Below are 24,381 nucleotides of genomic sequence, written 5' to 3'. Positions count from 1 at the left end.
GCTCCGAAAGGGCGTTTGGGTGCAGCGATGACGAAATGGTCGCCGAATTCGTGGAGAGCAAAGCCGATCAAGCAGGTCCCGGCCTATCCGGACCTTGCCGCTCTGAAGGCCACGGAAGCACAGCTTGCCACCTTCCCGCCGCTGGTTTTTGCCGGTGAGGCTCGCAAGCTGAAGAAGCAGCTGGCGGCGGTGGCCGCCGGGGAAGCCTTCCTGCTCCAGGGCGGCGACTGCGCCGAGAGCTTCGCCGAGCATGGCGCCGACAACATACGCGACTTCTTCCGCGTCTTCCTGCAGATGTCGGTGGTGCTCACCTTCGCCGGCGCGCAGCCGGTGGTGAAGGTCGGCCGCGTCGCCGGCCAGTTCGCCAAGCCGCGCTCGTCCGACAACGAGACCAAGGCCGGCGTGACGCTGCCGAGCTATCGCGGCGACATCATCAACGGCATCGAGTTCGACGCCAAGTCGCGCATCCCGGATCCTGCCCGCCAGGAGATGGCCTACCGCCAGTCGGCCGCGACGCTCAACCTTCTGCGCGCCTTCGCGCAGGGCGGCTATGCCAGCCTGGAGAACGTGCATCGCTGGATGCTGGGCTTCGTCGCCGACAGCCCGCAAGGCGAGAAATACGGTGCGCTCGCCAACCGCATCACCGAGACGATGGAGTTCATGCGCGCGGTCGGCATCACGTCGGAAACCAATTTCGCGCTGCGCGAGACGGATTTCTACACCAGCCACGAGGCGCTGCTGCTCGGCTACGAGGAAGCGCTGACGCGCGTCGATTCGACCTCCGGCGACTGGTACGCGACCTCGGGCCATATGATCTGGATCGGCGACCGCACCCGCCAGCCGGATCACGCGCATATCGAATATTGCCGCGGCATCAAGAATCCGCTCGGCCTGAAATGCGGCCCGTCGCTGACGCCGGACGGTCTCATGGAACTCATCGACCTGCTCAATCCCGAGAACGAGCCGGGCCGCCTGACGCTGATCGCCCGCTTCGGCTCGGACAAGGTCGCCGAGCACCTGCCGAAGCTGGTTCGGGCGGTCAAGAAGGAAGGCCGCAACGTCGTGTGGTCGTCCGATCCGATGCACGGCAACACGATCGAGGCGGCGGGCTACAAGACGCGGCCGTTCGACCGCATCCTCAAGGAAGTGCAGACCTTTTTCGAGGTGCACCGCGCCGAAGGCACGCATCCGGGCGGCATCCATGTGGAGATGACCGGCAAGAACGTCACCGAATGCACGGGCGGCGCCCGCGCCATCACGGCGGAAGACCTGCAGGACCGCTATCACACCCATTGCGACCCGCGCCTCAACGCCGATCAGGCGATCGAGCTCGCCTTCCTCGTCTCGGACCTGCTCAAGAAGAGCCACCCGGTGCAGCACAAGCAGGCCGCCATCGCCTGAACAGGGCCTGATGCCGGATCATCATCGGAGGCGCTGGCGCGAAGCCGGCGCCTTTTCAATTTGGGCAGGTAGGTTTCAACCGCCGGCTATTCGGGGTCGGCTCATTCCGGATCGGGTGGTCCGGGAGGATTGCCCGGGAAGCTGGTTCTACCGGGCGGAATGACGGCAAAGTTGATCTCCAGGGGCGGTCCCTTGAGCGACCAGTTGAATGCCACCGTCTTGACCGGCAGGCCGGCGGTCCAGGCCTCCTGTTGCGGAGAAAGTTTCCAGCCGCGCGGCCATACAAGCAGCATGCCCTGATCCCGCAGCCGCTGGTCCGTGATCCAGGGCGCGAGACGCCTGTCGAGGGTCGTGAAGATCGAAGGCTGGTCCGGAGCTTCCAGTCCGGCAAGCCTGGCCGTGCCGTCGTCGCCGCCGACGATGCCCAGCGGCGCGGATACCGCCTCGTGCCAGATTGCATCGGCCGTCAGCGAAATCGACCGCGCCGGCCAGCACATTGGCTGCAGGCGGCCGAGTATGTTGCAACTGGTCCAGCGGGTCGCCGCATACGCGCTCGACACGCCGACCACGCATAGCAGCGCCAGCACCGCCAGCCGGCGCAATTCCGTTGGTCCCAGCCGCCGGCCCAGAAGCGCGATCGCCAGGACGCCGACGAGATTGTACATCGTCGCGCCCCAGGCTTCGCCGGTGCCGGTAAACAGCGATGCAGCCATGATCAGGAGCGCCGGCCCTAGACCCATCCATGCCAGGTAGGCAACCGCGCGCCGCTCGGGAGCGGGGTAGGCCGGCAAGGGGTCTTGCACGGGCCTGGGCTGCCGTCGCAACAGGCCGGAAATAGCCAGAACGACGGGAACAGCGGCAAGCCCGGCAAGCTGAACTCCGATATAGTAGAGCCGGGCGCGGTTGGCGATCACCCAGGCGTTACGATGCTCGGCATAGGTCAGCGGCAGGAAATCGAGGCGGACGAGCGCCACCGCCAGCGGCGCCACGACGCCAAGAAAAACCGCGAGGCCGAGCCACGGCCATGGCGTGGCGAGCCGGCTTCGGGCACGGGTGTCGCACAAAATCCAGATGCCGCCGAAGGCCAGCAGCAGAGCCGTCGAGAACTTGGCGTAGAGCCCAACGCCGGCAACGAGGCCGAGGGCGAGCCACCAGCCCGGCCGCCCGTCGCGCGCCGCGCGCCATAGCAGCCAAGAGGTCGCGGCCCAGAAAGGCATCTGCGCGTAGTCATGGTTGAATTGCGGGGTGGGCCAGCCGAAGAAATAGATCGCGGGCATCAACAACACGGCGGCGAGCGCACGGGTCGGGCCCATGATGTCGCGCGCGAGCAGATAGACCAGGACGAAAGTCGTCGAGACCATCAGCTGCGACAGCATGTATTGCGGCCAGCGGAACGAGCCGGTCAGGAGATGGCTGATCTCGAGCAGCCAGCAGGGGAGCTGCGGGTGCTTGTAGGTCAGCAGCACCCATTCGCGACCCCACAGGAAACCTTCGACGACGTCGCGCGGCGGTCCAACATTGACGATCGCCGGCATCACGGTCCAGCAGGCGATCTGGATCAGGCACAAAAGCGCCAGCAATCGCCATGGGTGCCGGACCAGGCTGTTCCAGATCGAAGACAGATTGTCTTCAGCGGCGGCCGCGGCAGGCCAGACATTCACGGATTCGCTGGTTCTCGACATGCGGGCCTAAAATCACACCGGTGGATTGCTGAACAGTCCGATAGCAAAAGCTTACGAAAATGTATGCTGCCGCAACATTGTAAAGCCAAGATTGCTATGGAACCCGTCGCTGGCGCTTCGGGCAGGGACCGCCGGCTGATCGTTGCCGGTGCCGGCCCAGGGGCGCCGCCGTTCCAGCAATACAGGTGCCTCCATGCGCCACCAGCATGCCGTCATTCATCACCGCGGGCTCGATTTCTGGTCGGCGCGCGCCGCGGTTCTCGTCATCATCTGCCTGCAGCTTCTGGTCATCAACAACCTGTCCTTCGGTCCGCGCTGGCTCGCCCCGACGGTGGAAGCGGCGCTGCTGGTGCCCCTGTCGATCGCGACGGCCTGGACGCAAATGGCGACGCGCAAGGCAGTCGACCACGAGCATTGGTACGCGATCGGCCAATTGCGCCTCTATATCCGCCGCACGGCATTGGTGATGACCGGCGTCATCAGCATCATGAATTGCGGGTCGCTGGTTTACCTGGTGCGGGCGCTGCTGGAAGGGCATGCCGGCGCCGGCACGACGCTGCTCGTCGATGCGCTCAACATCTGGGTCACCAATGTGATCGTCTTTGCGCTGTGGTTCTGGAGCACCGATCGCGGCGGTCCGCCGACCTGTGGCCTGGTCAAGCGTGCGCAGGCGGATTTCCTGTTCCCGCAAATGACGCTGCCCGATCGCGAGATACAGGGCTGGCTGCCGGGTTTCGTCGACTATGTCTTCCTGGCCTTCACCAATGCCACGGCCTTCTCGCCGACCGACACCTTGCCGCTCACGCAGCGCGCGAAGCTGCTGATGATGGCCGAGGCGATGATCTCGCTCTTGACGATCGCGCTGGTGGCCGCGCGCGCCGTGAACATCCTGGCCTAAAGCGCGTCGCGTCGAAACGGATTCATGCGACGCGCTTTAGGTCGTTGCTTGATGCTTGTCGTTGTCGCAAAACCGAGGTCATTTTTGCGCGACATGCATTCGCAGGAACTTCAGCGGCGCTCCCAGCGCATTCCGGCAAGCCTTGGATCGGCAAAGGCGGTGCGCGAGAATTCGAGCCGCCTGTCCGGGAATTCGCAGATTGCCTGCAGGCCGAAAGAGCCGATCCGGATGCGCCAGGTCTGCGGCTCCAGCGGCTTGGCCTTGGCAAAGCCCTTGCATGTCAACAGCGCGATGTTGGCGCCCTTGGGATCGCGCACCGAGCGATAGCGGATCGCCTGCAGTTCGGCCTCGCGGGCGACATCGGCGATCGCCTGACAGGCGGTGTAGTCGGTGGGGTGCGTCCAGGCCTTCTCGTCGCGATCGAGCGGCGGCCGTGCCAGGTCGATCGCGCGATCGCATTTTATCGCGGCGGCGAAGGCGGTGTATTCCGCGGCGTCGTTCGGCCATGGCGTCGCGGGCGATTCCGCGAAGAACAGCAAGCGGTAGAAGGCCATTTCCGCCACCGCCGTCAGCACCGTCTCGGCGGCATAATAGACGCCTTTGGTCTTGCCGGCGCGGCGGAAGCGCGAGCCGTACGGGTAGACGGAGCCATAGCGAAAAGGCGTCGCCAGCAGGTAATGGAGATGGCGGCATTCCATCGGGATCTGCGGCTTGGTGTCCTCGATGAGGTCCTCCAGCAGCGCCTGCTCGTCGAGTGTGTCGACGAGCTTGAGGGTCGAGACACGGTGCTGCGCCTCGACCATCCGCCAGTACTTGCCTTCGAGCTTGACGGCCTCAGACGAGAGCGCGCCGGGAGTCCAGGTAGGCAATGACATCGACAAGTCCGGCAATCGTCAGGATTTTCTCGAGCGGCGTGCCGTCGAGCGTGGTGTTGGGGCTCTTCAGCCACGCCCGGGCGACGGTCTCGTCGCCGCCGACGATGGCGTCGAGCGAGCGGAACAGGCGAACGAACAGCACCGCCAGCTCGAACGGCTTGGTGCCGCGTTCAAGCAGGAATTCCTGCCGGCGCATGCGCGAGACCGTCGCTTCCGACACGCCGATGACCAAAGCGAGCGTCCTGGCGGTGATGTCGAGCAGGTCGGCCGCGCGCAGCGTGGCCTTGGTGATGACGGCGTTTTCGGCCGCCGTCGCGGCCGCGACTGGACGTTGCATGAGCGCACCCTTTTCATTTCTGTGGAAAATATAATCCACAAAAATTCGTCTGGAAAGGGGCTTGTCAGTCTTTCTTGTAAAGCAGCCAGCCCTTGGCGGGGCGGCCCGCCGTCGTCGAATGCTTGGTGACGCGGTTGCGGCCGCCGACCTTAGAGCGATAAAGCGCCCGGTCCGCCTTGGTGTAGAGGTCTTCGGGGCTTTCCGCCTCCGAAGCCATGCAGATACCCAGCGATACGGTAACGGTGCCGTAGTTGATGCCGCTCTGGCTGCTGGCGAACGGGGTCTGCTCGATGAGCGCGCGGATGCGCTCGGCGATCTCGTAAGTGGCTTCCTCGCTGGCGCCCTCGACGATAAGCGCGAACTCCTCGCCGCCGGTGCGCGCGACAAATATGTCGGAACGCACGCTGGACTGGAAGATCTCGGCGATGATCTGCAGAATCCTGTCGCCGACCGGATGGCCGTAGCGATCGTTTATATCCTTGAAATGGTCGATATCGGCAAGGATCAAGGCGTTGAACAGGATGCCGCGATTGCTGTTGTAGATCCGGGTGATCTCCTTGTCGAAGGCGCGGCGGTTCCACAGCTGCGTGAGCGGATCCGTGTCGGCCAGCCGCTTGTATTCCTCGAGCTTCGACTTGACGCTTTCAAGCTCGGCCGTCTTTTCGCTGAGCGTGCTGGCGATCTGGCGGCCGTGGTCGATCGTCGAGTTGGTGGCGGCCGACATCGCGCCGGCGATCTTTTGCAGGAGCTCTTGAGAAAGCAGGCTGCGATTGCTTAGGCCGCTCGATGTCTCGTCGAGGATGCGGCCGTACTTCTCGATATGCGAGTGCTCATTGCGCAACAGCATGGCAATGTCCTCAAGCTCCTTGGCCACCATCTCGCGGGCGTGCTCGACAATGGTGGGGCCGTGGTGCTGCGGGAAGAAGGTCCGCCCGATGCGATCGAGGTCCTCCTGGGTGGGACGGTTGTTCAACGAGACGACGGCAAGGCTGAGCTCGCGATTGCTGCCGCTCAGCGCCTCGTAGAAGATTTCATAGTTGCGCGGCAGGCCGAGCACGCCGAGCTGTCGCATCGTCGCCACGACAGTGCTGGCGATGTCGGTATTCCTGTCGGTCGGAATGGCTGCCGGTTGCATGTTGTGTTCACTTCCCCTTCAGTGCGACCGGAGACCTGCCACCGCCGGGAGTCGCTTACGCGGGGATTTGAATCAGAATTGCGGTTGCGATGGCGCGTCCCCAACACGACCATTGCTTGTGGGAAGCATAAATGCGGTCCCGCTAAAGTTTCCTTAATAGCCGGCATTTCCTCATTGTCTCTGCTACCACAGGGTGCAAAGCGGGTGCAGCCGCGGCTTCTGAAACGCGTCGCTCCGGTGTCGCATTTGCCGGTGCCCAGCCATTTCAAAACTGAAATTCTAGTCCGCAAAGAACGGGGCAGATGATGTCGACGGAGGCCGGAATGGACGAAAACCATAGCGGGTCGTGCCTGTGCGGGGCGGTGCGTTTCAGGACGAGCGGGCCGTTGCGCGGCGTCGTCTATTGCCACTGCTCGCAGTGCCGTCGGCAAACCGGCCATTTCGTCGCGGCAACCGCCTCCAAGGACGCCGATATCGTCATAGAGGGCGCCGCCGCGCTCACCTGGTACGGCGCCTCCGATGTGGCCAAACGCGGCTTCTGCCGCACCTGCGGCTCGCTGCTCTTTTGGAAGCACAATGAACTGGATACGATCTCCATCATGGCCGGATCCTTCGAGAGGCCGAGCGGCCTCTCGGCGGAAAGCCACATCTTCGTCGGCGACAAGGGCGATTATTATTCGATCGAGGATGGGTTGCCGCAGTTCGAGAAATCGACGCCGTCGATAAAGATCGCGGACGGATGAATTTTGCGGCGGCTGCCTTATTCCCTTGATCCCGCCATTGCGATATCCCCCTGCCGGTGACTCGAAACGGGGCTGGGCATGCAGCGGCTGATCGACGCTTTCATCAATTCGGTGCGGGCTTTCCGCAAGCTTGCCGCCCACGAAAAGGCGTTCCAGCAGGAATTGCTGTTGCTTGCTCTTGCCTTGCCGGCCGGCTGGTTCATCTCGGTCTCCTGGCGCGGCTATGCCCTGCTGATCGGCGCGGTGCTGCTGCTGATCATGGTCGAAGTGCTCAACACCGGCATCGAGGCGGCCTGCGACGCGATCTCGCGCGAGTTCCATATCGACATCCAGCTTGCCAAGGATTGCGGCTCGCTGGCGGTGCTGATTTCGATCGTGATCGCCGGCGGCGTCTGGGGCGTCGCCCTCATCGAACGCCTTGTCGGCGCGCCGATCTGATCCTCGCGGATTGATCACGATCCCGCCCGGTTTTCCCTGGCGCGTTCGCGCTTCGCGAAGTGATGGCCTACCAACCAGGCGACCACGGCGATAACGATGCCGACGCCAAGGGCGATGAGCAGGCGCTCATGCCGCGCGAACGCCTGGCCCACCATGTGCTCCGCGCCCAGGCCGAAGACATAGCCGATGCCGCTGAACAGAGCCGCCCAGACCGCGGACGAGATGGCATTCAGGATGACGAAACGCGGCATGGACACGGTCGACAGGCCGGCGGCGATGCCGCCGACTAGGCGCATGCCGTAGATATAGCGGTTGGTCAGCACGAAAATGTTGGGATGGGTGTTGAGCAGGCGGTAGGCGCGGCTGAAGCCCGGACGCCTGCGCAACAGTCTCACATAGCGATGTTCGGCGAAGCTGCGCCCCATGGTGAAGAAGAAGGTGTCGCCGGCGAAGGCGCCGACAAAGGCGGCGAGGAAAGTCTGCCACAACACGAAAACATGCTGATGAGCGAAGAAGCCGCCGAGGATCGCGGCGCTTTCGCCTTCGGCGACGCAACCCAGGAAGACCGCGATCAGCCCATATTGCTCGATGAAATGGTGGATGGTCTCGCTCATTCTATTGCGGACCGCGCCGACAGTTTTTCGTCGATACGCCTGATCTGCTCGGCCATGCGCAGGATTTCGTCACGCATGCCGATGATCTCGCTGTGGCGCAACTCGTCGAGCTTTTCATGCAGGGCCATGATCTCGATCTCGGCCTTCAGATTGACCTCGTAGTCATGCGCCGCGTCGATGCGGTCGCGCTCGGTCTGGCGGTTCTGCGACATCATGATCACCGGCGCCTGGATCGCCGCCAGCATCGACAGAACAAGGTTGAGGAATATGAAAGGATAGGGGTCGAAGGCGTCGCGCGTGAGCAGCCAGACATTGCCGACGGTCCAAATAACGAGAAAGGCAAGGAAGCCGAGGATGAACGACCAGGAGCCGCCGATCCTGGCGATGCTGTCGGCGACGCGGTCGCCATAGGTCTCGTGGAAGGCGACGGCCTTGTTGGTGTCGCGCGCGATGGTGGTGCGTTCGAGCGTCGACTGGAGCACGCGGCTCTCGAGCGGACCGAAACCGTCCGGCTTTCGCTTGAGCAAACGGTTCGCCATGTCCTCGACGATCTTGTTCATCTGCCTTCTCCTTCGGCCGGGCGTCGATAGAGGTAGAGGCTGCCGGGCCGGACGTGAAGTGCTAGATTGCGGCGAACAGGCGAGGAAAACGATGCTCGAATTCCAGAAAATCCATGCGCGTGCGGCAAAGCGCAGGGGCGGGGAGGCCGTGTTGGCGCCGTTGCTCGGCCCGGCGCCCGACAACACCGCGGTGGCGAAAATCCCTGACGACCGCATTCTCTCCACCATGGCCGAGCGCATTTTCGCCGCCGGTTTCGTGTGGCGGGTCATCGAACAGAAATGGCCTGGGTTCGAGGAAGCGTTCCTCGGCTTCGAGCCGAAGCGGCTCTTGTTCCAGCCGGACGACTTCTGGCACGAACTGGCGTCCGACAGCCGCATCGTGCGCAATCCGCAGAAGATCAAATCGGTGCGCGACAATGCCGCTTTCGTCGATCGCGTCTCGAAGGAGAATGGCAGCTTCGGCAAATTCATCGCCTCCTGGCCGGCGGACGATCAGGTCGGCCTGACCGCTTATCTGGCCAAGCATGGCAGCCGGCTCGGCGGCAACACCGGACAGTATTTTCTGCGCTGGATGGAATGGGACACGTTTGTCGTCTCCACCGACATGGCGGCGGCCTTACGCGACGCCGGCCTCGATATCGCCGAAAACCCGACCTCGAAGCGGGATCTCGACAAGATCCAGGCGCAGATCAACCGATGGTCGGCCGAGACCGGCCTGCCGCGCCGCCACATCTCGCGCATCCTGGCGATGTCGATCGGCGAGAACCGGTCGGCACAGGCGTTGCGCGAGTACATGGGCGATTAGGCTGAGCGCATTCGTGCGCACCTTTGATTGGCACAAGCAATCGCCATTGCGGGGCGATTTCAGCCACGCTAAATCCGTTCCATGACCAAGGCCGCTCCCGATATCCTGCGCATCGCCGTCGCCCAGCTCAACCCGACCGTCGGCGACGTCGCCGGCAATCTGGCCAAAGCGCGCGAGGCGAGGGCGGACGCGGCGCGCCAGGGCGCTGATCTGGTGCTCTACACCGAGCTCTTCCTCGCCGGTTATCCGCCGGAAGACCTGGTGCTGAAGCCGTCCTTCCTGAAGGCTTGCGAGAAGGCGGCGCAGGATTTCGCCAAGGACACGGCCGACGGCGGCCCCGGCGTCATCATCGGCACGCCGCTGAAGCGCAAGACCGGCACGCATAATTCCATCGTCTTCGCCGACGGTGGCAAGATCATCGCCGAGCGCTACAAGCTCGATCTGCCGAACTATGGCGAGTTCGACGAGAAGCGCGTGTTCCAAGCCGGACCGGAGCTGCAGGGGCCGGTCAATTTCCGCGGCGTGCGCATCGGCGTTCCGATCTGCGAGGACATCTGGGGCGACATCGCTGTCTGCGAGACGCTGGCCGAGAGCGGCGCCGAGATCCTGCTGGTGCCGAACGGCTCGCCCTATTACCGCGCCAAGATCGACGTCCGCCACCAGATCGTCATCAGGCAGGTCATCGAAACCGGCTTGCCGATGATCTACGCCAATCAGCTCGGCGGACAGGACGAGCTGATCTTCGACGGCGCGTCGTTTGCAATAGGTTCCGACAAGACGCTCGCCTTCCAGATGAGCCAGTTCGAGGACGCGGTCGACGTCACCACCTGGAAAAGAAAGGGAGACAGCTGGATCTGCTCGGAAGGTCCTATGTCGAAGATCCCCGAGCGCGAAGAGGCCGATTATCGCGCCTGCATGCTCGGCCTGCGCGACTACGTCAACAAGAACGGTTTCAAGAACGTCGTGCTCGGTCTCTCCGGCGGTATCGACTCGGCAATCTGCGCGGCTTTGGCCGTCGATGCGCTGGGCGAAGAGCGGTTGCGGACCGTCATGATGCCCTACCGCTATACGTCGAAGGATTCGCTGAAGGATGCCGAGGACTGCGCCAGAGCGCTCGGCTGCCGCTACGACATCGTGCCGATCTCCGAGCCGGTCGAAGGCTTCAAGCACGCGCTGACCCAGCTCTTCGAAGGCACCCAGGAAGGCATCACCGAGGAGAACCTGCAGAGCCGCGCCCGCGGCACGATCCTGATGGCGATCTCCAATAAGTTCGGCTCGATGGTGGTCACCACCGGCAACAAGAGCGAGATGTCGGTCGGCTACGCCACGCTTTACGGCGACATGAACGGCGGCTTCAATCCGATCAAGGATCTCTACAAGATGCAGGTCTATGCGCTGTCGCGCTGGCGCAATTCGCACGTGCCGCCGGGCGCGCTCGGACCCTCTGGCGAGGTCATCCCGAACAACATCATCGACAAGGCGCCGTCGGCGGAGCTGCGCGAGAACCAGACCGACCAGGATTCGCTGCCGCCCTATCCGGTGCTGGACGACATTCTGGAATGCCTGGTGGAGAACGAGATGAGCGTCGACGACATCGTCGCGCGCGGCCACGACCGGGCCACGGTGGCACGCGTCGAGCACCTGCTCTACATCGCCGAATACAAGCGCCGCCAGGCGGCGCCCGGCGTCAAGATCACACGGAAGAATTTCGGCCGCGACCGCCGCTATCCGATCACCAACCGGTTCCGGGATCGCGGCTAGTCCCCGAGATTGCGCCGCGCATGCAGGATATTGAAATCAGCTTCGACCTGTCGCGGATCGATTTCCGGGCGACCTCCGACCAGCTCATGCAAAGCTATTGGGGAGCGTCGCGAACCGACGAGGCGAACCGTCGCGCCTTCGACAACTCGCTTTGCGTCGGCGCCTATCTCGACGGCAGGCAGGTCGGCTTCGCCCGCGCGATCACCGACTGCACGGTCTTTGCCTATCTTGCCGACGTCATCGTCTGGCCGGAGCGTCGTGGGCATGGCATCGGCAAACGGCTTGTGCAGGCACTGCTAGATCATCCCGATATGAAGACGGTTTCTCATTGGAGCCTCACGACCAGCGACGCTCACAGCCTCTACCAGAAGTTCGGATTCCGGGCGGAAGGGCGCTACATGCGACTGGATCGCTCACCCGCTGCCTGAGGCTTGGCCACAACCCGCCGTTGTTGCAAATTCGTCTCAGTGCTTGGACCAGATGTCATTTCCGTGACGGGCCGACTTGGCGATCGGCTGATGCCTCCCTATAAGGGCGTTTCCGCGCTTCCCTTCCGGGAGGACCGTATGGCAGGATTTGACATCGTTACGCGAGGCCGCGAGGCCTAGGTCGGCGCCGGCGCTCCGAGGGTTTCTCGGAGAGCCAGACGCGGAACAGGCGTTTGCCGCTGCCGGTCGCCGCCTTCGGGCGGGCGGCCAACCATACTGAACCTCCCGCTTTCAGAGACGCAACGCGCGGACGCGGGTTTTCCAATTTGATTTTACCGGGACCGGGCTCGTTTGCGCCTGGATGACATCATGGCTCGTTTCAAGATCGATCTGCGCGCGAGCGCCTTTCGCAGTGTGCTTGGTTTTACGTTCAGTCACTGGCGCCACCAGCCGTGGCGGCTTTCGCTCATCATGGGCGCCTTCCTGCTCTCGACGCTCGCCGACGTGCTGACACCCTTTTATTCAGGCCGCCTGGTCGATGCGGTGGCCAGCGGCGCCGGAACCGACGCAGTCGCCTGGAATGCGGCGATGACGGCGTTCTCGACCCTGATGGTGCTGGCGCTGGCAGGCGTCGTGCTGCGCAACGCCGCCTTCCTGTGGATCGTCGAGCTGACGCTGAAGATGATGTCGGACATTGCCGCCGATGCCTTCCATCGGGTGCAGCGCTTCTCGACGGATTGGCACGCCAACAGCTTTGCCGGATCGACGGTGCGCAAGATAACGCGCGGCATGTGGGCGCTGGACCTGCTCAACGACACGATCCTGATCGCGCTTCTGCCGTCGGTCGTCATGCTCGTCGGTTCGACGCTGCTGCTCGGCTGGTTCTGGCCGCTGATGGGGGCTGTGGTGGCCGCCGGTTCGGTGCTGTTCATCGCGGTCACGGCGATGCTGTCACTCGGCTATGTCGCGCCTGCCGCGCGGCTCGCCAACAGCTGGGACACGCGGCTGGGCGGCTCGCTGGCTGACGCGGTGAGCTGCAATGCCGTCGTCAAGGGCTTCGGCGCGGAGGCGCGCGAGGAAGCGCGGCTGGCGCGCGTCGTCGCCAAATGGCGCCTGCGCACCGGACGCACCTGGATGCGCGGCACCGCCAACGGCACCACGCAAGGGGCGCTGCTGCTCCTGATGCGTGCGGCGGTGATCGGTCTTGCTCTCATGTTGTGGGCCTGGGGCCAGGCAAGCGCCGGCGACGTCGCCTTCGTGCTGACCTCGTTCTTCGTGCTGCAGGGCTATCTGCGCGACATCGGCACGCATATCCGCAACCTGCAGCGCTCGATCAACGACATGGAGGAACTGGTCGACTTCCAGTCCGAGCCGCTCGGCATCGAGGACCGCCCCGGTTCTCAGCCGATCCGGATCACCGATGGGCACATCGCCTTCGACAAAGTGACGTTCCACTACGGCAGTCACCTTCTGCCGCTCTATCGCGATTTCTCGGTCGATATCGGGGCCGGCGAGCGTGTGGGACTGGTCGGGCATTCGGGCTCGGGCAAGACGACCTTCGTCAAGCTGATCCAGCGGCTTTATGACGTGAATGCCGGGCAGATTCTGATCGACGGCCAGGATATCTCGCAGGTCGAGCAGGCGTCGCTGCGCAGCCAGATCGCCATCGTCCAGCAGGAGCCGATCCTGTTCCACCGCTCGCTTGCCGAGAACATCGCCTATGCCAGGCCCGGCGCCAGCCAGGCCGAGATCGAGCATGCGGCCAAACTCGCCAGCGCGCATGATTTCATCACAAGCCTGCCCAAGGGCTATGGAACCCTGGTCGGCGAACGTGGCGTGAAATTGTCGGGCGGCGAGCGTCAGCGCGTGGCGATCGCCCGCGCCTTTCTGGCCGACGCGCGCATCCTGATCCTGGACGAGGCGACGTCGAGCCTGGATTCGGAATCGGAAGTGCTGATCCAGAGGGCGATGGAGCGGTTGATGATCGGGCGCACGACCCTGGTGATCGCGCACCGGCTCTCGACGGTGCGGGCGCTCGACCGGCTGCTGGTCTTCGATCGCGGGCGTATCGCCGAGGAAGGTTCGCATGACGACCTGATCCGGCTGAACGGCGGCATCTACCGGCGGCTGTTCGAGCGTCAGGCGCTCGAATTGACCAAGGGCCTCGTGGCCTGAGGAAAGGGGACTGCGCCCGGCCCCGGCCGGGCGCAGCCGGAGCATCGTCTTCGGAGCGATCCGCCTGCCAACTCGACTGTTACAACCGCCTTCACGTTATGCGGATATGGCTGCATAATGTTCTATTCAATTTTCTTTCTATACATTGAATATTTTAGTAGTTGCTCTCTTAAATTTGATCGTCTCGCGCTTTTTGAAGCAACATTTGTCGTATATTTACAGAAAAGCAAATCGGATGCGATAGGCGCTGGCCTCCAGGATTTTTTGTTTCTGTAGGAATGCCGGTTGAACGGAGATTTTCTTTGGGAAGCATGACCGGCCCGGGACAGGTGGCCGCGCCGTCGACGCTGGAATCCCAGCATGGCTCGGTTCGGCCTTTGGCCGCCGGGGATCTCGAGCACGTCGCCGCGCTATTCCTGATGAAGTTCCGCCATCGTCGCCTCCAGCGCGATCGCGCGATCGCGCAGACGGCCGACTACATGAGGGAGCTTTACCTTGATGGGGATGAGAGCAAGGCTCTTGTCCAGATCGATCCGCAGGGCCGCCTAGGTGGCTTCATGGGCGTTCTGAAAGCCCGCTACGAGCTCAACGGAAGCGCATTGAACGCGGCCATCATCGGTCCCTTCATGACCGACTCAAATACCGATCACGGTTGGGCCGGGCCGCAATTGCTGCGTACCTTGCATCAAGGCGAATTCGATCTCTACCTGACCGACTCCGCCAATCGCACGTCCTTGGCCTTCGCGCGTCCGATGAAGTATCAGCTCCTGCCGGTGCACTGCCTGGAATGGACCTGTGTTTTCCAGCCGGGCGCCATGGCCGCCGCCGCGCTGCGCCGTAGATGGCCTGGGCTGCCCCGCCTTGCGCTCGATCCCTGCGTGAGAGCATTCGACGCTCTTGCAAGAAGAAGGTTCGAGCCATCGGCCCAGCACTCGTCTTCCCAACGGATCCACCGGGAGCCGATCGATGCGGTCCGATTTGCGGAGCGACTGCCAATCCTCATGACCGATTTCTCCCTGCGCCCGAGTTGGAAGGAGGGCGAGTTGCCGCGGCTGCTTGCGCTGGCGGCCGAGAAACGAGCCGACGGGCCACTCCATTTCGGCGGGACCTACGACGAAACGGGCAAGATGCTGGGCTGCTACGCTTTTTATGGCCAAGCCGGCGGCGTCGCGAACCTGCTGCAAATCCAGGCATCCGGATCCCACTGGGGCGCGACGCTGGATGCTCTCATCGCGGCGGCGCGGGATATGGGTTGCGTGGGCATTGCCGGGCAGTCCCAGAGCCGATTCATGCCGCAGCTCTTCGGCCACCAGCATGTGTTCTTCCGCTATGCCGGCGGAACGATGGTCCGCTCGCGCATTGCCGAGGTCGCGGAAGCGGTCCGCTCCGGCGACATCTTCATCGGCGGATTGATGGGCGATCGTTGGACCCGGCTCAGTTCCGATGATTTCGGCCGCGTCTGATGGATTTTTCCGATCTGACGCCATTCCGGATGGAAGGCCACGGCGAAGTTAGTTCCCCAGAAGAGGGATTTTGACCCGTCGGCTCTGTTTGCGTTTGGCAGGGGCATGCGTTGGAGATTGGCCTAAACGCCCGTCGCGATCGTCATTCCAGGGCGAAGCAGGAGCGAAGCTCCGTCGCGAAGACCCTGGAATCCATGCCGTTACCTTCGCCGAAGGTTGCAGCGGAGCAGAATTCTGCACCGTCAGCAGCGCGTCAGCGTAACGGAATGGATTCTATGGTCTGCGCCGCGTCGCTTCGCTCCTTGCTCCGCCATAGAATGACGAGGTTGGGGCGGCTTCGACAATCCCCGGCGTTTGCGCTGAAATCCTGCACAAGGCAACGACAGCCCTTCAAAATCCCTGTGTCGGGGAACTAGCCGCTTCACACTTTTCCTGAAATTGCTTTGAATCAGGCGAATTTGCGCGGCGCGGCGCAGAAGCTGGCGATGATTTGGCAAAGGTCGGGTTCGTTGACCATGCGGACGGCTTCGTTCGGGCCAACCCATTTGCGCGTTCGTGCGCGCTTCTCTTTCCAGCGATCCGCGACACGGTCGACATGCAGCGGAAAGACCAGGACCTCGCAAGGCACTTCCTCGCCGGAGGCGAGGACCTTGGCATAGAAATAGCGGCCGGCTTCAAGATGCGATACCTTGCCGCGCAACCCGGCTTCCTCGCCTGCTTCACGGGCAGCCGCCTCGCAAAGCGGCTCCCTGGCCTCCGGCCAGCCCTTGGGCAGCACCCAGCGCCCGGTGTCGCGGCTGGTGATCAGCATGATCTCGACGCCGTTCTCGCCCTCGCGCCACGGCAAGGCGGCAACCTGCAGGCGACAAGGCGCGACGCCGAAGAGCCGCCGGACTCTTTCGGCCATCTGGTTGTGCGTCGTTGGCCTCGTCAACATGGTAAGAAGCTGCCCCAAGCCTCCAGAATCGTTTTGCCACCTTACGAATCTTAGGGCGAATTGTGGGCTTTAAAAGTAAAAAACTTCACTCCACCGGAAAACCCCACCAGAAAAAGTCAGTCTCGCAAAGTAGTCGTGCCCGTCAACTCGACTACGCGACGCCGTTTGAGGCAGATTCTCTGGAAAATATGATGGCCGTTCAGCCGGCGTGATCGTCCGCGATCGGCTTCTGATAAGTGAAGCCCATGTCCCAGGGAAAGTAGATCCAGGTGTCCTGGCTGACCTCGGTGACGAACGTGTCGACCAGCGGCCGGCCCTTCGGCTTGGCATAGACGGTGGCGAAATGCGCCTTGGGCATCATGGCGCGCACGATACCGGCTGTCTTGCCTGTATCGGTCAGGTCGTCGATGATGAGCACGCCGGCCCCGTCATCGGCGAGCAACGGCGGCGAAATCTCCTTGAGGACCTGCAGCTGACCCTGGCTGGTATAGTCATGATAGGAGGCGACGCACACGGTCTCGATGACGCGGATGCCGAGCTCGCGCGCGATGATGGCCGCGGGCACTAGGCCGCCGCGGGTGATGCAGACGATTGCTTTCCACTGTCCCTTGTTGGCGCCGGACAGCCGCCAGGAAAGCGCGCGGGCATCGCGGTGGAACTGGTCCCAGGAGACGGGAAAGGCTTTTTCGGGAAGGGACATGGTTCGCACTCCGCAAGGCGCGCGGTGGCGCGCAGAAACACTGGAATGCAGGCGGAATTAGCCGGAAAGCGCCAGGCTTGGCAAGGGCAAGGCCGGCGATGGCTGTGGACTCAGGAAATACACCCTAACGCGACAGGAAAGCCGCCACGTTCGTGGTGCGTAGCACCGTGCGGGTGACACCGCCGAACAGAAGCTGGCGCAGCCAGGAGTGACTGTATGCGCCTAGCACCAGAAGATCGGCTCCGGATTCTGCAATCCTGGCCTGAATCATGTCGTCGACCGAAGTGCCGCCGGATTTCTGCACGCAGACGCTGACATTGGCGCCGTGGCGAGACAGCGCCGCGGCGATCTCGGCGCCGGCGGCTTCCGGAGATTCATCCAGCGTCTCCGGCGGATCGATGACGAGAATGTCGGTCTTGTCGGCCTCGGCGATGAAGGGCAGGGCATCGAACGCAGCGCGAGCCGCTTCCTTGCTGCCGTTCCAGGCAAGCAGCACACGTCTGAAGGTGGTGACCAGCGGTCCGCCATGGGGCACGACCAGCACCGGCCGGCCGGCGTCGTAGACCAGCGTGTCGACGTCGGCGCTCGGGTCGCCGCCGGCATCGCGCTGCGCGGCGATGATCAGATCGGCGGCGCGCACGCTCGATATGCCGGTCAGCGCGCTGTCGCCGGAGAAGCTCTCCAGGCTTCGCCATTCGAAGGACAGGCCGGATTCCTCGATCCGCTGCAGGAAATAGGCCTGCAACTTGTCGGCGCGTTCCTTGTTCATCTCGGCCGAGACCTGCAGGAATTCGGTATCCGGGAAGCCGGTGGCCGACGTGTAGGGCACGGGAAGCGCCTCGGCATGGATGCCGACGAGGTGGCTCTCGAACCTGTCGGCAAGCGGAATGGCGCAATCGAGCACGCGCTCGGCGTCCTGTTCGTTCTGCAAAATGGCGACGATTGTCTTGAAGCGCATGACCGGTCCCTCAATTGTCTTGCCTGCGCATCCGCGCGGCAAAAGGAACGCCTCAGCGCGTTGACTGGTTCCAGCCGAACCGCCGGGTCAGCCCGCCTCGGCGAACCTCGCCACCATCGCCTCGACGTCCTTGCGGGCAGCCTCGAGGGCTTCCTCGCTGCGGGCGCGGACGACGAGCTCGGTCCAGAACTTGCCGTCGCCATATTTGGGGTACGAGCCGATGATGGTGTCGGGATGCGCTTTTTGGATATCGGCCAGCGGCCCGCCGATCAGGCCTTCGCCGAACGGGCAATGCACGGTCGCCGACAGCATTTTTGTGCCGGCCTTGAGCGTCGGCACCACATTGTCGAGCATGGCCTGGAAGATCGACGGCACGCCGGCCATGACATGGACATTGCCGATGCGGAAGCCCGGCGCGACGGAGACCGGATTGTCGATGTGGTCGGCACCGCGCGGCATGCGCGCCATGCGCTTGCGCGCTTCGGTGAATTCGATGCCGCGCCCGGCATAGCTTGCCTCGAGCAGCGCGTAGGCCTTGGCGTCGTATTCGCAGGGCACGCCGAAGGCCTTGGCGATGGAGTCGGCGGTGATATCGTCATGCGTCGGGCCGATGCCGCCGGTCGTAAAGACATAGGTATAGCGGGCGCGCACGGCATTCACCGCGGCAACGATCTCGTCCTCCTCGTCGGGGACGATGCGCACTTCCTTCAGGTCGATGCCGATCGCGGTCATGATGTCGGCGAGGTGGCCGATGTTCTTGTCCTTGGTCCGGCCGGAGAGGATTTCGTCGCCGATGACGAGCATGGCGGCGGTGACGATTTCAGGCATGGCGGGCTCCGGCGCAAAAGGTCGCCTGAGATAACGCGGCCGGCGGTCGGCCGCAATGTGAAAGCCGGATATCCGCTTGTGGCGGCGGCCGTTGCGGATATGGTGCGGTCGGTCGGCCTGGGGTGAAAGCATGCTGATAACGGTTGTCTCGTGGCTGGTTGCCGGCTTGCTCGTTGCGGTGGCCATCATCGTGCTTGCCCTGATGGTTGCGACCTGGCGGATCGCGGCAAAGGCCGAAAGACTGGTGCCGGCTTGCGGGAAATTCGTCGAGATCGACGGCAACCGCGTCCACTATGTGGAAGAGGGCGACGGCAGGCCGATCGTCTTTGTGCACGGGCTCGGCGCCCAACTCCACCATTTCCGCCACACGCTGTTCGGGCGCTTCGGCGCCGGCTACCGGCTGATCGCGCTCGACCGGCCGGGCTCGGGCTATTCGGTTCGGGCAAGCGGCGCCACCGGCCGGCTGCCCGAGCAGGCGGACATCGTGCGGTGCTTCATCGAGGAATTACGCCTGGAGCGGCCTTTGGTCGTCGGCCATTCGCTCGGCGGAGCCATCGCGCTTGCGCTTGCGACCGGGCATCCGACAGCGATTTCCGGCATTGCGCTGCTCTCGCCGCTGACGCATCTGGAAGCGACGGGTCGTCAGGGATTTGACCTGCTCTATATTCCGTCCCGGCTGCTGCGCCGCGCCCTGGCCCATACGGTGGCGATACCGCTCAGCCTTCGCTACGCGCAGCCGACGCTGCGGTTCATTTTCGCGCCGCAAGCGGTTCCCGTGGACTACATGATCGGCGGCGGCGGATGGCTCGGCTTGCGTCCGTCCCACTATTTCGCCACATCCACTGACGTCGTGGCCGTGGAGCGGGACCTTGGCCAGATCGAAAAGCGTTACCGCGACAAGCGATACCGGCAGGCATTCTGTTCGGCACCGGCGACCGGGTGATCGCCGAGGCCGTGCATGGCGAACCGATGCTGGACAAGATCGGGGGCCTCGACTTCGAACGGGTCGAAGGTCTCGGCCACATGCCGCAATTTGCGGACCCCGAACGGGTCGTCGGCTTTATTCAGCGTGTCGCCGAGCGCGCCTTCGCCAAGGTGGATTGATTTCGGCCGGCGGCTACGGCAAAGCCTTGCAACTCTTCACGCGGCGTCACGCAAAAGTGTCGGACATTCTGTCCCACCCGGAATTTCCAGGGGAACCTTCCCACCCAACCCAGGGTTTCGTTTTTGTCGCTGTGGGGCTACGGTCCCACGAATTTTGCGATCAAGAGAATGGAGAAATCCGATGCTTACAAGACTTATTGCAGCTTCGGCGTTGGTGCTGGCCATGGGTGGTGCGGCCATGGCGCAGTCATCAGATGACTGGTGGTGGTGGCACCGCGACCATCGTCCCGACGTGAGCGAGCAGGTGGATCCCTATACCACAGGCAGCATCAACGGAAGCTCCGGGCTGGCCACCTACGGGAGTACCGGTGCTATCGGGCCATGCGCCGACACCACACCCGGTCCGGATGCCAACTCGCAACAGAACGTCAACGACCATTATTGCGGAAAGTAGCGCCGCATAGCCACCGGCGGCCGGTCTGAGGCCTTACGGCTTCGCCGGTCGCGGGGCGGTTCCAATTCTTAGTCGGAGACTTCGGTCTGCGGCCGGTCGCGGCCGTCGGCAAGCTCGTCATGCCACGTGCCTTCGGCGTCCTCATATTGGATGCCGTCGGTGGTACCGGCAACCTGCTGCTCGGACGAGGCGATCTCGGCGGCGCGCAGCGCATCCTGGTGCGTGCGGAAAGTCTCGGAAAACGTTGAGCCGACCTTGTAGGCCCAGCCGCCATCATGCTCGACGATCTTGTAAGTCAGCTTCGCCATGGAATCCTCCGGTTAAGAAGCATGCTCAGTGCAGCTTTCCGTCGGGCAGCCTGTCGTCGGGAACCAGAACTTCCGATTCCCTGGCGGCCTCGACGAGGGCGCGACGTGCGTCCGCTGTCGAACGATAACCTTCTAGCGCTTTGAGGCAAGTGTCGAGAGCATCACGATGGCGATCGCCGCGATTGAGCGGCCAAACGGTCATCAGGCACTCGGCGGCCTCGCGGGTGCTGCTTATATGGCGGTATTTGCCGACATGGCCGAGTTCGACCACCACCGGCTTTTCAAAGGGTTTGTTGTCCATCATGGCCGCCAACGTAAAGCGGCCAAATTGGTTGCAGTTGTGACGAGGATCCTGCGCCCAAACGTCTCAGGACCCTGCCGATTTCCGGTTTTGTTTTGACGCAATTCCGGACGGAAGGTCACGGCGAAGCCGCCGAGCCTGACCGTGTCACACTTTTTCTTGGAATTGCTCTAGGCTGCGTTGACATTCAGGTGATGCCGGCCTGCGAATGATGGTTTCCTGCGCTCCGGTGCTCACGTACTTTAGGTACGCTCCGCTCCGGTTCTCGGAAACCAGCGTTCTCGGCTCGGCCTGACCTGAATCTCAACACACCCTAGCCGGCGGCCTTCATCCAATGCCGCATCGTCGTCACCGAGCGCGCCAGTTGCGGCGCCGGATGGATTTCCTCGCCGAAGGCCGCCGCCGCGCGCCAGCCCCAGCGCGGGTCGGCGAGGAATGCACGCGCCAGCGCCACCATGTCGGCATGACCGTCGGCAACGATCGCCTCGGCCTGGCTCGGGTCGTCGATCAGTCCCACGGCGCGCGTCGGGATGCCGGCGCCCTTGCGCACGGCTTCCGCCAGATGCACCTGGTAGCCGGGGCCGGGCGGCACCTGCTGCAGGGGCGAATTGCCGCCGCTGGAGCAGCACAAATAGGCGACGCCCTCGGCCTTCAGCGCCTTGGCCACCTCGATCGCGTCCTCGACGTCGAAACCGCCTGCGACCCATTCCTTCACCGAAAGGCGCGCCCCCAGCATCATGGACGGGGCGGCCTTCCTCACCGCCCTTGCGATTTCGAGAACGAAGCGCATGCGGTTTTCCAGCGACCCGCCCCAGCGGTCCGTCCGCTGATTGGAGAGCGGCGAGAGGAACTGGAAGATCAGATAGCCATGCGCGGCGTGCAGTTCGGCAAAGTCGAAGCCGGCGCGTTCGGCGCGCACCGCCGACTGCGCAAAACGGGCAATGAGTTCCAGGATCTCGTCATCCTCCAGCGCATGCGGCACATTCCAGCCCGTGTCATAGGCGATGGCGGAGGCCGAAACCGTCTGCCAGGGGTCTTCGCCAGGCTGCAGCGGACCGCCACCTTCCCAAGGTTTGCGGTTGGAGGCCTTGCGGCCGGCATGGGCAAGCTGGACGCCGAATTTCGTGCCCGGCGCGGCGACGCGCCTGGCGGCGTCGAGCGTGCGCTTGGCGGCCGCCTCGTTGTCGTCGGAATAAAGCCCGAGGCAGCCGTGCGAGATGCGTCCGCGCCGCTCGACATCGGTCATCTCGACGGTAACCATGCCCGCGCCCGACATTGCCAGGTTCATCCAATGATAGAGATGCCAGTCGCTGGCCGAGCCGTCCTCGGCCGAATACTGGCACATGGGGGCGACCGCGATGCGGTTGGAGAAGGTGAGGCCGCCGAGGGTGATCGGCTGGAAAAGCGATGACGTCATGAAACGGGCTCCTGGGAAGATACCGCTATCTAGGCAGTCGCGGCGCGTCGCGCCAGACACGAGCCGGTGAAACGCCCGCTGGACCAGTCGGTTTCGAGGCCAATCGGTTTCCTGGATTGCGTGCGTCACCTTTCATCGTTACCCCTTTGCCGCGAATACGGAGGTCGCCATGGAAGATCGCGTTCGCATCCGTTCCGAGGAGGTCCTTTCGGACGACTGGGCGGTGCTGAAGAAGACAGTGCTCGACTATCGCCGCCGCGACGGGCGATGGGAGACACAGACCCGCCAGACCTACGATCGCGGCGACGGCGCGGTGATCCTGCCCTTCGATCCGCAACGCTCGACCGTGCTCCTGGTGCGGCAGTTCCGGTTCCCGGCTTACGCCGTGGGCCATCGCGAGCCGCTGATCGAGGCCTGCGCCGGCTTGCTTGACGAAAACGATCCCGAAACCGCCATCCGCAGGGAAGCGGAGGAGGAGCTGGGTTACCACCTGAAGGATGTCGAGCGGCTGTTTTCGCCGTTCATGAGCCCGGGCAGCGTGACGGAACGGCTCTGGTTCTTCACCGCGCGCTATTCGCCGGCCGACCGCATTTCTGACGGCGGCGGCTCACCGGAGGAAGGCGAGGACATCGAGGTTCTGGAAATGCCATTGGACGAGGCGCTGGCCGGCATCGCCGACGGCCGCATCGTCGATGCCAAGACGATCATCCTGATCCAGCATTTGAAGCTCAATCCGATCAAGATTTGAGACTGTCTCGGCTGCGATGCTTCGGCGTTCGGTGGCCTGCCACCCGAAGCTCGAAGAGCGAGGGGTGGTGCGGACGACGGGAATCGAACCCGTACGATCAGAGATCGAGGGATTTTAAGTCCCCTCGGTGTGGTGCGAGCGGCGGGCTTCGAACCCGCAAGTCGTTGAAGACGCAGGATTTTAAGTCCTGTGCGTTTACCAGTTTCGCCACGCTCGCATGTCACCGTGACACCGTATGTCACAGCCCATGTCACAAGTTCAAGCGACCACTTTCAAGGTCGGATGCATCCCCTCTGGTTCCAGCGCCGAGGCAGCCAGTTCGAGGGCCGAGGGTGCCAGCTTCATGTACCGCTCGGTGGTCACGAACGAGGCATGATCCATCCACTCTTTGATGCGCTTGGCGTCGACACCACGGGTCGCCATCCGGCTTGCGCACGAGTGGCGGAAGACGTGGAACGGCTGAGTTATCCTGGCGTAGTCGCCGCCGAGCTTCTTGTAGATTTCCATGAGCAGCCGGCGAGCCTGATCCGCGTTGATGTCCTTGAAGGGACCCTCGGGGTTCGTGCAGGCCGAGCGGCGGCGCTGGAGGGCAGCCTGGGCGCGCTTCGTCAGCGGGACACCCATCATGTTGCCGTTCTTGCGGTTCTCGAAGACCACCACAGTAGGGCGGATCGTGCGCCACTCGACGTTCAACGTCTCGGTGATGCGCGCCCCGGTGTCGATCAGGAACATGACGAGGTCGACGAGGTCGGCCCGAGCATGGTGGTTCAGATGACCAATGAGCGGGTCCTCCTGGCCAAAGTCGAGCCAGTTGAGCGAGCCCTTGCTCTCGTCGAACAGGGGCGTCTCCACAACCTTGGCGATCATGCCGCGCTTGACAGCCTTCTTCAGCATCATGCGGACGGGCGACATCTTGCGGTTGATGGTGGCACCCGAGTTGCCCAACTCACCCCGGAGGTGCTGGACGTAGTCGTCGATGGTGATCTCGGTAACCTCGGACGGGTGCCGCGCGCCGCCGAACCATTCGAGGAACATCTGGCCGTTGCGGTACATCTTGGCCGCGCTGGCGCTGCTGTCGAGGTCCCAATCGACCTTCACCATGTCGAGCAAATCGGCAAGACTGTCGACCCTGCCGCCGCCCTTGGTGACCGTGGTGGGAGGCTCAGGGATCGCGCGGCCCATCTTGTGGGCGTGGCGGGCGTCCTCTTCCCAGGCCTTGGCAGCGGCCTCGGTGTCGAAGACCGGCCGGTAGCGGGTCTCGCCGAGCTTGACGTCGACCTGAAACCCTCGGCCTCTCGGCTTGACGGACAT

The 24,381-nt window shown here is 63.5% G+C and carries 27 protein-coding genes and 1 tRNA gene; 13 read left to right on the top strand and 15 right to left on the bottom strand.

Annotated features, from left to right (window positions below; all coding sequences use genetic code 11):
- Nucleotides 1-27 precede the first annotated feature (27 nt).
- Nucleotides 28-1,401, top strand: a complete 1,374-nt coding sequence (locus FJ424_RS10175) for a 3-deoxy-7-phosphoheptulonate synthase class II (RefSeq protein WP_140651152.1) — start codon at nt 28-30, stop codon at nt 1,399-1,401.
- 101 nt (nt 1,402-1,502) lie between these two features.
- On the opposite strand, the gene FJ424_RS10170 is transcribed toward FJ424_RS10175, so the two are convergent.
- Nucleotides 1,503-3,083, bottom strand: a complete 1,581-nt coding sequence (locus FJ424_RS10170; RefSeq protein ID WP_140651150.1) for a glycosyltransferase family 39 protein — start codon at nt 3,081-3,083, stop codon at nt 1,503-1,505.
- A gap of 193 nt (nt 3,084-3,276) precedes the next feature.
- On the opposite strand from FJ424_RS10170, the gene FJ424_RS10165 reads away from it, so the two are divergent.
- On the top strand, nt 3,277-3,981 hold the full coding sequence (locus FJ424_RS10165; RefSeq protein ID WP_140646158.1) for a hypothetical protein: 705 nt from the start codon (nt 3,277-3,279) through the stop codon (nt 3,979-3,981).
- A 110-nt stretch (nt 3,982-4,091) separates the two neighbouring features.
- On the opposite strand, the gene FJ424_RS10160 is transcribed toward FJ424_RS10165, so the two are convergent.
- From FJ424_RS10160 to FJ424_RS10150, 3 genes are all read right to left on the bottom strand, one after another.
- Nucleotides 4,092-4,856, bottom strand: a complete 765-nt coding sequence (locus FJ424_RS10160) for an RES family NAD+ phosphorylase (protein ID WP_140651148.1) — start codon at nt 4,854-4,856, stop codon at nt 4,092-4,094.
- On the bottom strand, nt 4,816-5,193 hold the full coding sequence (locus FJ424_RS10155) for an MbcA/ParS/Xre antitoxin family protein (RefSeq protein ID WP_140646156.1): 378 nt from the start codon (nt 5,191-5,193) through the stop codon (nt 4,816-4,818). Before FJ424_RS10155 ends, FJ424_RS10160 begins: the two co-directional genes overlap by 41 nt.
- A gap of 64 nt (nt 5,194-5,257) precedes the next feature.
- A complete protein-coding gene (locus FJ424_RS10150) occupies nt 5,258-6,328 on the bottom strand; it encodes a diguanylate cyclase (protein ID WP_140651147.1) in 1,071 nt (356 codons plus the stop codon).
- A gap of 323 nt (nt 6,329-6,651) precedes the next feature.
- Between FJ424_RS10150 and FJ424_RS10145 the strand changes: the two genes are divergently transcribed.
- Together FJ424_RS10145 and FJ424_RS10140 are read left to right on the top strand one after the other, a co-directional pair.
- Nucleotides 6,652-7,071: a GFA family protein gene (locus FJ424_RS10145; protein ID WP_140651145.1), complete on the top strand. Its 420-nt coding sequence runs from the start codon at nt 6,652-6,654 to the stop codon at nt 7,069-7,071.
- Nucleotides 7,072-7,149: 78 nt separating this feature from the next.
- Nucleotides 7,150-7,509, top strand: a complete 360-nt coding sequence (locus FJ424_RS10140; RefSeq protein ID WP_140627450.1) for a diacylglycerol kinase — start codon at nt 7,150-7,152, stop codon at nt 7,507-7,509.
- 14 nt (nt 7,510-7,523) lie between these two features.
- Here the strand turns inward: FJ424_RS10140 and FJ424_RS10135 are convergent, their stop codons facing one another.
- Together FJ424_RS10135 and FJ424_RS10130 are read right to left on the bottom strand one after the other, a co-directional pair.
- A complete protein-coding gene (locus FJ424_RS10135) occupies nt 7,524-8,123 on the bottom strand; it encodes a DedA family protein (protein WP_140651143.1) in 600 nt (199 codons plus the stop codon).
- Nucleotides 8,120-8,683, bottom strand: coding sequence for a DUF1003 domain-containing protein (locus tag FJ424_RS10130; protein WP_140651142.1), 564 nt, complete (start codon nt 8,681-8,683; stop codon nt 8,120-8,122). Before FJ424_RS10130 ends, FJ424_RS10135 begins: the two co-directional genes overlap by 4 nt.
- Before the next feature lie 91 nt (nt 8,684-8,774).
- On the opposite strand from FJ424_RS10130, the gene FJ424_RS10125 reads away from it, so the two are divergent.
- From FJ424_RS10125 to FJ424_RS10105, 5 genes are all read left to right on the top strand, one after another.
- Entirely contained in the window at nt 8,775-9,488 is a 714-nt protein-coding gene (locus FJ424_RS10125) for a DNA-3-methyladenine glycosylase I (protein WP_140651139.1), read from the top strand.
- An 81-nt stretch (nt 9,489-9,569) separates the two neighbouring features.
- Nucleotides 9,570-11,249: an NAD+ synthase gene (locus FJ424_RS10120; protein ID WP_140651136.1), complete on the top strand. Its 1,680-nt coding sequence runs from the start codon at nt 9,570-9,572 to the stop codon at nt 11,247-11,249.
- Nucleotides 11,250-11,269: 20 nt separating this feature from the next.
- Complete coding sequence (locus FJ424_RS10115; RefSeq protein WP_140646148.1) at nt 11,270-11,677, top strand: GNAT family N-acetyltransferase; 408 nt, start codon at nt 11,270-11,272, stop codon at nt 11,675-11,677.
- A 369-nt stretch (nt 11,678-12,046) separates the two neighbouring features.
- Nucleotides 12,047-13,852: an ABC transporter ATP-binding protein gene (locus FJ424_RS10110; protein ID WP_140651133.1), complete on the top strand. Its 1,806-nt coding sequence runs from the start codon at nt 12,047-12,049 to the stop codon at nt 13,850-13,852.
- A 311-nt stretch (nt 13,853-14,163) separates the two neighbouring features.
- Entirely contained in the window at nt 14,164-15,315 is a 1,152-nt protein-coding gene (locus FJ424_RS10105) for a hypothetical protein (RefSeq protein WP_140651290.1), read from the top strand.
- 448 nt (nt 15,316-15,763) lie between these two features.
- Here the strand turns inward: FJ424_RS10105 and FJ424_RS10100 are convergent, their stop codons facing one another.
- The 4 genes from FJ424_RS10100 to FJ424_RS10085 form a co-directional block, all read right to left on the bottom strand.
- Nucleotides 15,764-16,252 carry an NUDIX hydrolase gene (locus tag FJ424_RS10100; protein ID WP_140646146.1) on the bottom strand — a complete coding sequence of 163 codons (489 nt, stop codon included), beginning with the start codon at nt 16,250-16,252 and terminating at the stop codon, nt 15,764-15,766.
- 199 nt (nt 16,253-16,451) lie between these two features.
- Nucleotides 16,452-16,952, bottom strand: a complete 501-nt coding sequence (gene gpt / locus FJ424_RS10095) for a xanthine phosphoribosyltransferase (protein WP_095765134.1) — start codon at nt 16,950-16,952, stop codon at nt 16,452-16,454.
- Nucleotides 16,953-17,076: 124 nt separating this feature from the next.
- Nucleotides 17,077-17,910, bottom strand: a complete 834-nt coding sequence (locus tag FJ424_RS10090) for a universal stress protein (protein WP_140651130.1) — start codon at nt 17,908-17,910, stop codon at nt 17,077-17,079.
- A gap of 87 nt (nt 17,911-17,997) precedes the next feature.
- On the bottom strand, nt 17,998-18,738 hold the full coding sequence (locus FJ424_RS10085) for a competence/damage-inducible protein A (protein WP_140651127.1): 741 nt from the start codon (nt 18,736-18,738) through the stop codon (nt 17,998-18,000).
- 130 nt (nt 18,739-18,868) lie between these two features.
- Between FJ424_RS10085 and FJ424_RS10080 the strand changes: the two genes are divergently transcribed.
- The 3 genes from FJ424_RS10080 (at nt 18,869) to FJ424_RS10075 (ending at nt 20,296) form a co-directional block, all read left to right on the top strand.
- Nucleotides 18,869-19,681 (top strand): alpha/beta fold hydrolase, encoded by an 813-nt coding sequence (locus FJ424_RS10080; RefSeq protein ID WP_246677198.1) that lies wholly within the window; start codon nt 18,869-18,871, stop codon nt 19,679-19,681.
- Entirely contained in the window at nt 19,678-19,842 is a 165-nt protein-coding gene (locus FJ424_RS33975; protein ID WP_246677197.1) for a hypothetical protein, read from the top strand. The genes FJ424_RS10080 and FJ424_RS33975 overlap by 4 nt, the downstream gene beginning before the upstream one ends.
- 181 nt (nt 19,843-20,023) lie before the next feature.
- A complete protein-coding gene (locus tag FJ424_RS10075; RefSeq protein WP_140651124.1) occupies nt 20,024-20,296 on the top strand; it encodes a hypothetical protein in 273 nt (90 codons plus the stop codon).
- Between the two features lie 68 nt (nt 20,297-20,364).
- Here FJ424_RS10075 and FJ424_RS10070 read toward each other — a convergent pair whose 3' ends face one another.
- The 3 genes from FJ424_RS10070 to FJ424_RS10060 all read right to left on the bottom strand — a co-directional run bounded on the left by FJ424_RS10070 (nt 20,365) and on the right by FJ424_RS10060 (nt 22,322).
- Nucleotides 20,365-20,604 carry a DUF2188 domain-containing protein gene (locus tag FJ424_RS10070; protein WP_140651121.1) on the bottom strand — a complete coding sequence of 80 codons (240 nt, stop codon included), beginning with the start codon at nt 20,602-20,604 and terminating at the stop codon, nt 20,365-20,367.
- A gap of 25 nt (nt 20,605-20,629) precedes the next feature.
- Nucleotides 20,630-20,908 carry a DUF982 domain-containing protein gene (locus tag FJ424_RS10065; protein ID WP_140646141.1) on the bottom strand — a complete coding sequence of 93 codons (279 nt, stop codon included), beginning with the start codon at nt 20,906-20,908 and terminating at the stop codon, nt 20,630-20,632.
- Nucleotides 20,909-21,218: 310 nt separating this feature from the next.
- Nucleotides 21,219-22,322 (bottom strand): NADH:flavin oxidoreductase/NADH oxidase, encoded by a 1,104-nt coding sequence (locus FJ424_RS10060; RefSeq protein WP_140651118.1) that lies wholly within the window; start codon nt 22,320-22,322, stop codon nt 21,219-21,221.
- 169 nt (nt 22,323-22,491) lie between these two features.
- On the opposite strand from FJ424_RS10060, the gene FJ424_RS10055 reads away from it, so the two are divergent.
- Complete coding sequence (locus tag FJ424_RS10055) at nt 22,492-23,070, top strand: NUDIX domain-containing protein (RefSeq protein WP_140651115.1); 579 nt, start codon at nt 22,492-22,494, stop codon at nt 23,068-23,070.
- A 130-nt stretch (nt 23,071-23,200) separates the two neighbouring features.
- Here the strand turns inward: FJ424_RS10055 and FJ424_RS10050 are convergent.
- Nucleotides 23,201-23,287, bottom strand: a tRNA-Leu gene (locus FJ424_RS10050).
- Nucleotides 23,288-23,328: 41 nt separating this feature from the next.
- Nucleotides 23,329-24,381, bottom strand: a complete 1,053-nt coding sequence (locus FJ424_RS10045) for a site-specific integrase (protein ID WP_140651112.1) — start codon at nt 24,379-24,381, stop codon at nt 23,329-23,331.

It is taken from the genome of Mesorhizobium sp. B3-1-8 (assembly GCF_006439495.1).
In the GTDB taxonomy this organism is placed as follows: Bacteria; Pseudomonadota; Alphaproteobacteria; order Rhizobiales; family Rhizobiaceae; genus Mesorhizobium.
This window is presented reverse-complemented; position numbering and strand designations above follow the sequence as displayed.